We start from the raw sequence: 12,189 nt of genomic DNA on the forward strand, positions 1-12,189 counted from the left end.
GAATCTGGCTGCGTCTATGGTTATCGCAAGATCCATCTCGATCTGCGTGATAACGGGCAGCAGTGCGGAGTGAACCGAGTCTGGCGGCTGATGAAGCGTGCCGGAATAAAAGCTCAGGTTGGGTACCGTAGCCCACGGGCACGTAAAGGCGAAGCCAGCATCGTGGTACCCAACAGGCTTCAGCGACAGTTCAATCCGGATGCTCCGGATGAGCGTTGGGTAACGGACATAACCTACATCAGGACCCACGAAGGCTGGCTGTATCTTGCCGTAGTTGTTGATCTGTTCTCACGCAAAATTATCGGCTGGTCCATGCAATCCCGGATGACAAAGGACATTGTCCTGAACGCACTGCTGATGGCTGTATGGCGGCGTAATCCCCAAAAGCAGGTGCTGGTTCATTCGGATCAGGGCAGTCAGTACACAAGCCATGAGTGGCAGTCGTTCCTGAAATCGCACGGCCTGGAGGGCAGCATGAGCCGTCGCGGTAACTGTCATGATAATGCGGTTGCAGAAAGCTTTTTCCAGTTGTTGAAACGCGAACGGATAAAGAAAAAGACCTACGGAACGCGGGAAGAAGCCCGCAGCGATATTTTTGATTACATCGAAATGTTTTATAACAGTAAGCGTCGGCATGATTCTAGCGATCAGATGTCACCGACAGAATATGAAACCCAGTATTATCAACGGCTCGGAAGTGTCTAGATTATCCGTGGCGATTCATTTTGAGACTTACAGTATCCTTTTTATAACTCTTTACTTTAAAATTTTACTTTATCCAAAGAGCCCGTTTCCGTAGGCATTATCAACAAATCTGTCTTTGTACATTATGATGCAATTCAGCCTAATACTTTCTAGGATTTGGCCCTACATGTTAAAAGATCATCGGCCTAACCATTGCCAACATTAAGCAACTGGAAAATCGTTTTTATATGATCTCAGCGTAATGTTTTAGGTTTCACTGAAAATTAGGCCTTTCCCGCTTCCATCTCTCGCTTCGTTGCAGTTCTTATATCTGGCCTTATATAATTAACGTTATATAAGGCCAGACAGTGACGCGGAAACCCTGTATCATGCGGATCCGGGCCGGATCCTGACCTTTCCGGCCATTTATACACAACGGCGAGATCAAGACGCCGTACAGCTGACCGGGGCCTGTGCGCAGGCGTTTAAAACTCCGGCATCGCTACGTAAAATCTGACGGGAATCTGCCCTGCTCTTTCCTCAGAATTCACGTAGCGCTGCTGCCACATAAGCGGACAAATACTGAGCAGACATGAACGACATCTCCGGTTTTACCGGCGTGGCCCTCAGCGGCAGCGCCGATGACGATCTCACCGAGAAGCTGGCCGCGTTCGTCCAGCATCGTGAGGCCTTCTCGCCTAATACGTGGCGTCAGCTTCTCAGCGTGATGCGGATCTGCTGGCGCTGGTCGCAGGAAAACCGGCGGTCATTTTTGCCGATGTCGCCAGAGGACATGCAGGACTACCTGTTTCACCTGCAGACTATTGGCCGTTCAACTTCGACCATCTCGGTGCACGCTGCTCTTATGTCAATGTTACACCGTAACGCCGGACTGGTGCCTCCAACGGTATCACCTGACGTAGTGCGTGCTAAAAAGAAAATTAATCGTACGGCCATCGTCTCCGGCGAGCGCACCGGGCAGGCGGTCCCCTTCTGCCGGCCGGACCTGAATCGTCTCGATGCGGCGTGGAAGAATTCTTCCCGTCTTCAGCACCTGCGGGACCTCGCCTTCATGCACGTGGCTTACGGTACGTTGCTGCGTATGAGTGAGCTGTCCCGTCTGCGGGTGCGTGACATTACCCGGTCGGCCGACGGTCGCATTATCCTCGACGTCGGCTGGACCAAGACCATTCTCCAGTCCGGCGGCATCGTCAAGGCGCTCAGTTCACGCTCATCTGAGCGGCTGATGGAATGGATAAACGCCGCCGGTCTGGCGGGTGAACCCGATGCGGTACTCTTCTGCCCGGTACACCGGTCTAACAAAATTACGTCAGTATCTGAAGTGCCTATGAGTGCGCCCTGCCTGGAAGATATCTGGCGCCGCGCAAGACATCAGGCGGGTGCAAAAACACCCCTGAAAACGAACAAGGGACGCTACTCCAGCTGGAGTGGTCACAGCGCGCGCGTCGGGGCCGCGCAGGATATGGCCAGAAAGGGCATTTCGATCGCTCAGATCATGCAGGAAGGCACCTGGACTCAGACCCAGACGGTTATGCGGTATATCCGTATGGTCGAAGCTCATAGAGGCGCAATGGTAGCGCTCATGGAAAATGATGATGATTAGCTGGATACCTTCTGCACAGGCCTGACTTAACCTGTATGCCGTATGCCCTGAATGAAATTTTTCGATGCGGCTGGTAATATTCGTCTTCCGTTACTGGCTTCAGCTAAGGATGTCGTTAACAGCACGAAGGAGAAAGAATGGCGGTTGATAAAAACGGATACATCACCGAACCTGCCTTCAGCGGCTTTCAGCCTGCTTTCGCCCAAGTGGTTTCTGACGTGGTGCAGAAGCTGAGTTCAGACATGCATGACCAGATCCACAGCATATATGTGTATGGCAGCCTGGCTGAGGGCAGAGGCAGGGAGGCGTTATCCGACCTGGATCTTACGGTGATATTCACGCGGGAACTTGATGACCTTACTGCAGCCAAAATGCAGGTTGTTAAGGCAGAACTGGAACAGCAATATTCAGTCATCAGTAAAATTGATATCGACCCGGGCGTGTTGGATGAGGTGATGCTGCCTGCCAGTGCGAATCGCTGGGGCTACTGGCTGAAACATCACTGCGTCTGCGTGTATGGTGAAGACCTGCGAGAACGCTTTAAACCTTTCAGACCTTCTAGGGACATTGCCGTCGCCGTTAACGGTGATTTTCTCACCATGCTGAATGGCTATATTTCTCTTATGAAGCCCTCACTGGAGCCTTCACAACGACATGCGCTACAGCGGGCGGCAGCACGTAAGGCCATCCGTTCGACGAGCATTCTGAGAGACGACAATGATCCGGACTGGCCGGCAACGCTTGAAGAGCATTGCGCAAAATTTAATGATCGGTATCCAGCTCTTGCGGAAGAAATCGACTACCTGCTGAGTGTCAGCCATCGGCCGCGAGGCGATATCATGACTTTTGCCAGCAGGATTTCGACATTCGCTTACTGGCTGAATGCTGAGTACAGCACGCGATGTCAGTAATCACCATTCGCTGGCTCCCTTTAAGCGCACACTTTCCTTCCAACGCGGAAGAACGTCTGGCTGACGGACTACAGGAACATGAGTAAAAAAATAACACCGACACCACACGATGCGACATTTAAAGCATTTCTGACGCACCCGGATACGGCGCGCGACTTTATCGAACTACACGTGCCGGCAGAGTTTCGCGCCATTTGCGACCTCAGCACGCTAAGGCTTGAGTCCGGCAGTTTTGTGGAAGAAAACCTTCGCGCCTATTACAGCGACGTGCTTTACAGCGTTAAAACCACCCGTGGTGACGGCTATATCCACGTGCTGATTGAGCATCAGTCTACGCCCGATCGGCATATGGCTTTTAGGCTGATGCGATACGCTATAGCGGCAATGCAGCGGCACCTTGATGCGGGGCATAAGCAGCTTCCACTGGTGATCCCTGTACTCTTTTACACCGGTCGGCGAAGCCCTTACCCCTATTCGACAGACTGGCTTCAGGAGTTCAGCGATCCGGATATGGCTGCCAGGTTATACGGCACGGCATTTCCACTTGTAGACGTTACGGCTATACCCGATGATGAGATTATGAATCACCGCAGCATGGCAGCGCTGACGTTGCTTCAGAAGCACATCCATCGACGGGATCTGGCGGAGCTTCTCGATCGACTTACGACAACGCTGCTGACCGGACATCTGACGGGACAGCAACTCATATCACTGATAAACTACCTTATACAGGCAGGCGAAACTGAAGACGCTGAAGCCTTTGTACGTAATCTGGCACAGAGAGTGCCGCAGCATGAGGAGGCTCTGATGACCATCGCACAGCAGCTGGAACAGAAAGGTATCGAAAAAGGTATCGAAAAAGGTATGCAACTGGGAGAGCATAAAAGCAGAGTCGATATTGCTGAAAAACTCCTCAAAAGTGGCATGGCTTTGACATCAGTGAAAGAAATGACAGGCCTGTCTGAAGAAGAGCTTTCTAAAATTCGTCATTAAGGCTTTTTATTCCCTGTATGACACCCTGGCTCCCTGTCAGGATTTTCTGGCTTTGGTCAGTGACTAACTCTCAGATGGGCCATAATAGTAGCCTGACATTGGCTCAAGTGATTCCGAGCTAATGTCAGGGTTGTACTCTGGTTATCTGCCTCATAAACTTCATACGGTTTGGCTGCCTTTACTGAATATCAGTAATCAGAAGATGTAATAGGGGATTACCCACATCTGCTTTGCGTTTCCACCCGGCACGTGACAGTAGCGCATCCACCGCAGAGAGTTCGGCGGTAATACGGGTGGCCAGCGGTTTTATAAGGCTTCCCTGTTCATCAAAACCCGTTTCCAGATCGCTTTTCCGGAGGAAAACAGCCGGGATTTTAGGATTCATCTTCAATGCTTGGCGCCCTTCCCAGTCGGATTCCGTGAGAACGCCGTAATTAATACCCGTCAGCGTAATGACGTGCATCACGTGCTGGAGGCGGAATAAATCATTTTGCGCCAGCAAATCACTGCTGCTTGCCTGCCAGAGATATTCCAGCTTACCCGGCAGATCCGCCCGAAGCCCTTTCTCCCGGCCTTCTCTGAGCAGCCAGCGAATGTCATTCGCCAATTCACGCCGGAACAGGCGTTTCTTCTCAGCGGTCGCCAGCCACCTGCATAAAAAGAGATTTTCCTGCGCAGCGGAACTGACGGCTCCGGCCTGACGTGCCATGTTCAGTGCGATAAGTCCGCACCAGGCAAGGTGATCGACGTAGAGGTTTGAGGTATCCATACTTTGATTAATTTTTCTTTGATATGCGGATTTAATTGCCGATCCTAACCCGCGCGGGCTTCAATTTCATCCCTGTTTATCAGGGAGCCTCTTTGCCCTTCAGGAGGCGAGGGGACTGACGGAGTAATATCGTGGTGCACACACAGCTACGCTGTTGCAAACGAGATTTCTGTACTGATTTATTTAACCCGTCATAATGCGGGTTTTTTACAGCATTCCCGCCGGCATTTTCTGGATGTGAATAATTCAGACCATCATGCCTCAGACGGCAGCTGTGTTCGGGCATAAAGGCAAGCTGTATTCAGGGCAGCGCATAAGGAAATCTGAGCATAAATACAGTGGGAGCTGTCTTGTGTTGCCTGCCGTACAGCTCATGGACAATCAGCTGCCTGCCACTCTGGATCCTGACTTCCAGGACTGTCGTGACGCTGGTTGCGGCATTGTTTTCAGCTGATGCGAAACGACTGCCTACCAGTGTAGCCAGCTCCGCCTCGTTTAACCTCAGTATCATGCACCTCTGTTCCATAAAGATCCTCAATCTAAAGAGGGTAGCTGAAAAGCAGGCATGCGATGACATTTGCGCGCCTTTAATGAGAATGTCCGCCCTGACAGTTGCTGCTGCCGGTGTTCATGGTGCAGGCAATTATATTGACCTGGTCGCCCAGCTTTTGGCGGCACGCATCACTTTCGCGCGATTTAATTCAGCTACAGATGCGCCGGGCGTGAAGGTCCTGGACACGGCCGAACGGGCAACCCCCGCCAGCCGCGCCACGTCTTCTGCCTTTACCCAGCTTTTACCTTTCTCAGTTATCCGTTCTCCACCCTGCTGATTGCCCGCACTGATTACAAAGGGAAAACTCACATCAGGGCTACAACTTTTTTTAGAGATGCTGGCGGTGCCTCCGGTCAGGCAGGCTGCATTACCGTTTTCTGATGGATGAGTCTGTTAAGTTTTTCAGTGGCCAGACTGATTTCGTTCTGCAACTGAAGATGCTCCCTCCGGGCCGCGCTCAGGCGTCTCTCGAACAGCAACGTTTCTCCTGCCGTGATTTTCTGTTCTTCCAGCGAATGCATAATAATTTCTGACTCCCGCAGGTAGCACTTCAGCATTTCGATGTGAACTTCCTGAGCACTCATTGCGTTTTCTGCGAGTCTACGAGCCATAACCACCTCAAAATTTCCTTATTCCCCAGGCAGAAAGCGTAATCACAAAAATCATGACTCGCTACTGGCGAAGTGTACTTTTGATTGGTTATGGATCTCATTGTTGAGACACCATACATCTTCGCGGTACCTGACCCCATTTCGGCGGTATGAGATATTTAAGTTAGCGGACTGATCAGCCGATAAGATTGATAACGCAATTACCGATAGTGTCTCACTGTCCCCTCACTCCAGAAATAATCCGCAGTTTGATTTCTGCAGGTTTATCTACAACGCTAAGCATGGTTGCCATACCCGAAATGAAACGCTTTTATCTCTTAAATGATGAACTCCAGGAACGTCAGTGACTGATAAAAGGTATCTATCACGATCATTGTTGAGGTTAACCAGTATCGACAGTCTAAAACGGAGTTCAAAATAATGAGCAATGTGATCAAACCTGCCCTTTCCGCCGTCTGGTCCACCGACGCTTGTGGCTTCTGTGTTACCAGTCAGGAAAGCCCTGAGGGTCTTCTCCCCGCACTGAAAGGCGTTACGCTGAGTAAATGGCTGGAATTCGCATAGGCTGATAATGACGCAACGATTGCGCAGCAACTCACTGCAGCGCTGGAAATGTTGACCCCTTTTAACATCGAAGTACCGATTAACTGCCTTGACGGGACCAGACGCCGGGTGATCCTGTCTGGTTTGCCGGGATACACGACCAGTAACTCTCTTGGCCATTTCAATGGATTTATCCTTGATATAACCGGTCAGCGTAAAGCCCTTGAGAATGCTCTACGCACGGCGACCGAATACCGATTGTTGATTGAAAACAGCACCGACCTAATCGCGCATTGTGACAGGGACGGCAGGTACGTATCGATTTCGCCTTCTTATAGTGAAATGATTGGATATTCAGTGGACGAGATAGTTGGCCAGCGCGTGGTGGATTTCCTCCATCCTGACGACCGCGTATCCGCCGGAGATGCGTTAATGCATCTATTTGAGGGTGGTGTGCTGCCGGACGTCGTAGAGGTTCGCAAAAGGCACCGGGATGGCCACTACATCACGCTCGGTACTAAGGCTTGTGGGGTAAGTGATCCCTCTACTGGCGATAATATCGGAGCCGTGCTTGTCTCACGCGATATCACGCATGACAAGGAAAAAATGAGAAGGCTTGAGAAGCTTGCTACCCGGGACACGTTGACCGGATTGCCTAACCGGGCCTAGGTTTACGATAAAGTCAGAGGGATGCTGTCTGAGGGAGAAGATCTCACTTTCACAACAGTTCTTTTTATCGATCTTAATGGATTCAAACCCGTTAACGATACCCTGGGGCATGCGGCAGGTGACGTTTTGCTACAGCAGGTGAGTGAGCGATTAAAACACTGCATGCGCCCTGGGGACTCAGTGGCGCGCCTGGGAGGTGATGAATTCCTCATAGCCGCTAAATGCCTTAATCGCGAGGCGGCTTCAGCGATCGCACAGCGTCTTATTGACAGCCTCCGGGAGCCATTCGTTATTCATAAAATGGAAGTGCGTATCGGGGCATCCATAGGTATCAGCCTTGCAGGCTTCGGATCAGTATCCGTCGAACAGTTATTTGATCACGCTGACAAAGCGATGTATCAGGCGAAAGAGAAAAGAACGGGCTCTTATCAGTTTTATGGTGGCTGAATAAAGGCTACAAAGGAGAGTTGAAAAAAATCCGGCACATTGAGTGCCGGTTAAAAATTCAAGTTTCCAAGAGATTGGGTTTCACCCGGCACTAACTATAGATTAATACAGAAAAAAATCGCTATCTTAAATTTAAAGTGGCTCCGCACAGGGCAGTTTTCAGAATTCCCCTTTGAAGTGAAAATCTTTAGGGTGAAATAGACGTACGGCACGAGGGCAGATTACTGGCCAGCCCTGTATCACGTACTTATGCCATGCAATAAAAAAACCGGCATGGCAGCCGGTTTCAGTATCAAGTCCAGGGGTTTACCATTTATAGTGGTTAGAATCTTCCCAGTCCTTCAGCTCTTTTTCAGCCTGCTCCTTGCCGTAACCGTAACGTTCCTGGATACGGCCGACCAGCTTGTCGCGTTTACCTTCCGCGACATCCATATCGTCGTCGGTAAGTTTGCCCCACTGTTCTTTAACTTTGCCTTTGAACTGCTTCCAGTTACCGCTGATGCGATCTTCGTTCATGTCGGTCTCCTTCGTTAATTCACGGGCTGCCGCCTGGCAATCCCTATGCAGAACTTCATGCTAATCATTATGGTTCAGGCATGGAATTTTTCCTGCTGCGCGTCACATTCTCGGAATTTTCCTGACCTGAAGTCACCTTGTCAGGTATCCAGACACTCCCCCTAATGGCTTCTATTCAGGAGCGACTTCCGTTCTATGCCTGCAATTCATTCTGTCCTGCCCTGAGACTTTGTTATGCATCGCATAGAATTTATTAACATAATCGTCTTCTTAAGTGCTATAGGGAAAGCGGTAAACTGACCAGGGACCATGCGTTGCATCTTTACCCTTGTTGTTATCTGCCAGATACTCAATCTGAGGCGCGGGCACATAGATCCAGCCGTCTGAGATAACGAGAGCGTCAGGCGTTATGAGCTTCTCATCCTGTATCAGCGTCTTCAGCGTACCGTCAGGCTCAAGTTTATCGACAGAGCGTTTCTCCACGTTGGAAAGATAAATATTCCCTGCCGCGTCAATGGCGGAGCCACCCACAGAGGGGATATCCGCAACTTTCTCAATTTGCCCCTCCAGTGCTTTATCGCTTAACCGGTGATCTTTTAATGAAGCCGTACGGATACGATAAAGCGGGCCGGTGGGGGTCGCATAGTATAACCATTGGCCGTCAAGGCTGGCCTCAATGACGTCACTGTGGACGGCGGGTCGTTTTCCGTCTTTATCCTCCAGAATCCGGCCCTGGTAGCCTTTCTGATCGATCCCCTCTGGTTTACGCAGCAATGCACTTCCGGAGAGCCGCCTTATCGTTTTTCCGGTATCAAGGTCGTGAATGATGACGCCGCCAAGCCCGGAATCAGTCACGTACACGGAGTTACCCTGTATGCGCAGGTCGTTAGGCGCACCACCCGGCGGTAAAGCTTTTTCATCAAACCGGATAACTGAAGCCGCTTCGCCTGTTGCGATGTTGAATGCGACGAGTTTTGCCGTTCCCTTTGAAGGTTGCTCACCCTGAGGAGCACCCTGATCAACCGCCCACAGCAGGCTGTCTCCGAAGTGATGGCAGGCATTAACGTTGACAAGGCTGTTGAGACCTTCATCACCCGGCGTCCATTCATTCCAGTGATTACCCGGGAAGGGGAGCAGGCCGGATTCAGTCACGCGCGCAAGCGCCGGCGACTTCTCATGCCCTTTAAAGCGGGGGAAGTTGAGAAACATGGCGCCACCGGCTGAGACAGCAATGCCGTTGGCAAGCCAGGGTGAAGTGGCGGCAACCTGTAGTTGCGGATTAACCATCGACTCTGCCACAGCGAAGGCTGCCCGCGACAGGCACAATGTTGCGAGTCCGCCCGCAATAAATTCACGTCTTTGCATCGTCTGGCCTCCGGGTAAAAGATTCAGGCTTCCGGTATCCAGCGCTGCTGAGTGGCTTCAGCGTCGTAGCGGATGCCTGAAGGCAGTGTAATAAGCTCAATGAGGACGCCAAAAGGTGTCATGCCGAACCACGTCTGATTGCCTGCCCCCTCCTCCTGAGCAAAGCAGTCTGATGGGCCTTCAAGCATTTCTGCGCCATGCGCCCGCATTCTTTCCGCAGTCTGGTGAATGTCATCCACATACACTGAGAAGTGGTTAATTCCCGGGAGCCCCGGGTGAGCAGAGCGATCCTTTGCGGGAGGATCTGTCTGGAACAGCTCCACATTGCAGCCATTCTTCAGCCGCAGCATGGACAGCCCGGTCAGCCTGAGTTCTGCAGGGAAGCCATTGAGGGGAGCCATTTTTTTACCCGGAACAAATTTATCTTCTTCAGCGGGCGGAACGATACGATAGAGCACAGATGCATCCAGTGCACCGATGAAGAAATGCTCGGCCTGCTTTAAATCAGAAACGGTAATGCCAATATGTTCAATTCCGCGGATCATCGGTTATATCCTTTTTAAAGTGATGTAAGAGGGCCAGCCGGGCTGTATCTTTAACGCTGGCACTCTGCCCTCAGAAAAAACCGGTTAAGGTTTAAGCGTGATCGGTCAGCGCCTGCGCCGCACAGATGAGAGCCAGGTGGCTCAACCCCTGTGGCATGTTGCCGCGCCACTCGCCGCTGCGGACATCAAACATTTCATTGAAGGTTTCGACGTTGCCGCGCTGGCAAAGCTTATCCAGAATCTCTTCCATCGCCTTTTCGGCTGACTGCGCTTCACCCATCGCTGCCAGCGCTTCGACCATCCAGAAAGAGCAGGCAATAAACGTGCTTTCTTCCTGCTCAACGCCGCTGTAACGGTATAGCATCGCGCTGCCGTGGCCCAAGTCCTCCTGGATGGCACGATAGGTGGCACGCATGCGTTCCGGGTTAACCGTGTTGCCATAGTGGTGTACCAGTGCCAGAGCGGCATCGAGCTTACCATCAGCGTGGGGATAGAAGAGGTAAGCCTGCTTTTCATCTGACCAGCAGTGCTCCTCAATCCATTCACTGATGCGATCCCGCTCCCGCTCCCAGCGCTGAACCCAGGTAGGTTCGATATGTTTAGCTTTTGCCAGTGATACTGAGCTGTCGAGCGCCAGCCAGCAGGCCATTTTGGAGTGGGTATAGTGCTGTTCATCCGGCAACTCCCAGATCCCGCTGTCTTTCTGACGCCACTGATCGGCACAGTAGTTCGCCAGCTCTCCCAGCATGCGCGAAGTTTCAAGATCCAGGATGTGGCCGGCACGGATGAAGAGTTCTGCCGTGGCCAGCATGTCGCCGTACATGCTGAGCTGAACCTGATCGCGTGCGTTGTTGCCGATACGAACAGGAACAGAATGCTGATAACCGCGTAAAGGGGGGTAACTTTCTGCAGGCACCACACCGCCTTCCAGCGTGTAGCAGGCACGCAGCCGGGTGCCGTGGCGTATGATGGTTTTCGATAACCAGGAAAAAGCGGCTTTACAGTCTTCCAGCGCGCCCAGGAAAACGAACGATTTGATAATCAGGCAGGCGTCACGCACCCATGCGTAGCGATAGTCATAATTCTTCTCCCCCCCAATGCCTTCGGGCAGTGAGGTGGTTGCCGCAGCGGCCAGTGCACCGGTTGGCGAGTACCAGAGGAATTTGAGAGACAGCGCCGAGCGTCTGACGTGATCTGCATAACGGCCTGCGTAGCTCAGGCTGCGCGTCCAGTCGCGCCACGCCGTATGGCTGGTTTCAATACGGGCATCAATGGCTTTCAAATCAGGCACAGCCAGCGGCTCGCGCTCCGTCACCAGCAGGGCGACCAGCGAGTGGCTTTCAGGTCGGGTGCGAAGCGTTGCGCGTATTATCCCATCGCCGCGCTCAGCGATCAGCCAGTCTTCAGTGGTGCGCAGCATCGCCATCAGGTCGGCAAGATGATAAACGTCTCCCTGTTCGGTGTTATCCCACCACGGTGAGCGTGTTTCGGCTGCGGTGCCAAAGCGTAACGTCAGGCACAGTTCAACTTCGCCCTCTATCCCTTCAATACGTCTTGCCAGTTCACTCCAGGGAAGACGACCGGCAAGCGTACTGTTAATCGACTCAGTAATGAGTACGCTGCCATCCTGCGTGATAAACCGTGTTTCAAGGACGTTGCTGCCAGGGCGGTAGGCCCGTTCCGTACGGTAATCCTCGATGGGTTCAATCTGGAAAAATCCACCGATTTCTGTGTCCAGCAGGCGGTCAAACAAGGGGGATGAATCAAGGTTTGGCGCACACCACCAGTCAATAGCCCCATCCGGGGCAATAAGTGCCACTGACCGACCTTCACCAATGGCCGCATAGTCCCCAAGACGGGCAAATCCATCTTCGCGCATCGGCGATCGTAGTATCTGATTATTCATTGCTCTTCCCTGCATGCTGAGACGACAACGTGGCCGCTTCCGGCCACGTTCTT

At 52.0% G+C, this 12,189-nt stretch carries 12 protein-coding genes and 1 pseudogene; 6 read left to right on the forward strand and 7 right to left on the reverse strand.

Going from position 1 to position 12,189, the window contains the following annotated elements; translation table 11 throughout:
* From CRO33_RS23350 to CRO33_RS23365, 4 genes are all read left to right on the forward strand, one after another.
* Positions 1-705: IS3 family transposase (locus CRO33_RS23350; protein ID WP_141399048.1), on the forward strand; the 705-nt coding region annotated here is incomplete at its 5' end.
* Positions 706-1,276: 571 nt separating this feature from the next.
* Positions 1,277-2,308, forward strand: a complete 1,032-nt coding sequence (locus tag CRO33_RS23355; protein WP_097119743.1) for a tyrosine-type recombinase/integrase — start codon at positions 1,277-1,279, stop codon at positions 2,306-2,308.
* Between the two features lie 137 nt (positions 2,309-2,445).
* Positions 2,446-3,219 (forward strand): nucleotidyltransferase domain-containing protein, encoded by a 774-nt coding sequence (locus tag CRO33_RS23360; protein ID WP_097119744.1) that lies wholly within the window; start codon positions 2,446-2,448, stop codon positions 3,217-3,219.
* A 78-nt stretch (positions 3,220-3,297) separates the two neighbouring features.
* On the forward strand, positions 3,298-4,212 hold the full coding sequence (locus CRO33_RS23365) for an Rpn family recombination-promoting nuclease/putative transposase (protein WP_097119745.1): 915 nt from the start codon (positions 3,298-3,300) through the stop codon (positions 4,210-4,212).
* Positions 4,213-4,390: 178 nt separating this feature from the next.
* Here the strand turns inward: CRO33_RS23365 and CRO33_RS23370 are convergent, their stop codons facing one another.
* The 3 genes and pseudogenes from CRO33_RS23370 to CRO33_RS23385 form a co-directional block, all read right to left on the reverse strand.
* Positions 4,391-4,981, reverse strand: a complete 591-nt coding sequence (locus CRO33_RS23370; protein WP_097119746.1) for a DUF2913 family protein — start codon at positions 4,979-4,981, stop codon at positions 4,391-4,393.
* A 602-nt stretch (positions 4,982-5,583) separates the two neighbouring features.
* Positions 5,584-5,825: pseudogene (locus CRO33_RS23380) on the reverse strand (LacI family DNA-binding transcriptional regulator); the annotation flags it as partial.
* Between the two features lie 62 nt (positions 5,826-5,887).
* A complete protein-coding gene (locus tag CRO33_RS23385; RefSeq protein ID WP_141399049.1) occupies positions 5,888-6,118 on the reverse strand; it encodes a hypothetical protein in 231 nt (76 codons plus the stop codon).
* A gap of 639 nt (positions 6,119-6,757) precedes the next feature.
* Here CRO33_RS23385 and CRO33_RS25000 point away from each other — a divergent pair.
* Together CRO33_RS25000 and CRO33_RS25005 are read left to right on the forward strand one after the other, a co-directional pair.
* Positions 6,758-7,357, forward strand: a complete 600-nt coding sequence (locus CRO33_RS25000) for a PAS domain-containing protein (RefSeq protein ID WP_369682985.1) — start codon at positions 6,758-6,760, stop codon at positions 7,355-7,357.
* 21 nt (positions 7,358-7,378) lie between these two features.
* Positions 7,379-7,804: a diguanylate cyclase domain-containing protein gene (locus CRO33_RS25005; RefSeq protein WP_369682986.1), complete on the forward strand. Its 426-nt coding sequence runs from the start codon at positions 7,379-7,381 to the stop codon at positions 7,802-7,804.
* 306 nt (positions 7,805-8,110) lie between these two features.
* On the opposite strand, the gene CRO33_RS23395 is transcribed toward CRO33_RS25005, so the two are convergent.
* The 4 genes from CRO33_RS23395 to CRO33_RS23410 all read right to left on the reverse strand — a co-directional run bounded on the left by CRO33_RS23395 (position 8,111) and on the right by CRO33_RS23410 (position 12,136).
* The gene (locus tag CRO33_RS23395; protein ID WP_097119749.1) at positions 8,111-8,320 is read right to left on the reverse strand and encodes a CsbD family protein; all 210 of its coding nucleotides are present in this window, start codon (positions 8,318-8,320) and stop codon (positions 8,111-8,113) included.
* A gap of 270 nt (positions 8,321-8,590) precedes the next feature.
* Positions 8,591-9,685, reverse strand: coding sequence for an SMP-30/gluconolactonase/LRE family protein (locus CRO33_RS23400; RefSeq protein ID WP_097119750.1), 1,095 nt, complete (start codon positions 9,683-9,685; stop codon positions 8,591-8,593).
* Positions 9,686-9,708: 23 nt separating this feature from the next.
* Complete coding sequence (locus CRO33_RS23405; RefSeq protein WP_097119751.1) at positions 9,709-10,230, reverse strand: VOC family protein; 522 nt, start codon at positions 10,228-10,230, stop codon at positions 9,709-9,711.
* A gap of 91 nt (positions 10,231-10,321) precedes the next feature.
* Complete coding sequence (locus tag CRO33_RS23410) at positions 10,322-12,136, reverse strand: glycoside hydrolase family 15 protein (protein WP_097119752.1); 1,815 nt, start codon at positions 12,134-12,136, stop codon at positions 10,322-10,324.
* Between the last annotated feature and the right edge of the window lie 53 nt (positions 12,137-12,189).

It is taken from the genome of Pantoea sp. GL120224-02, assembly GCF_900215395.1.
GTDB lineage: Bacteria > Pseudomonadota > Gammaproteobacteria > Enterobacterales > Enterobacteriaceae > Pantoea > Pantoea communis.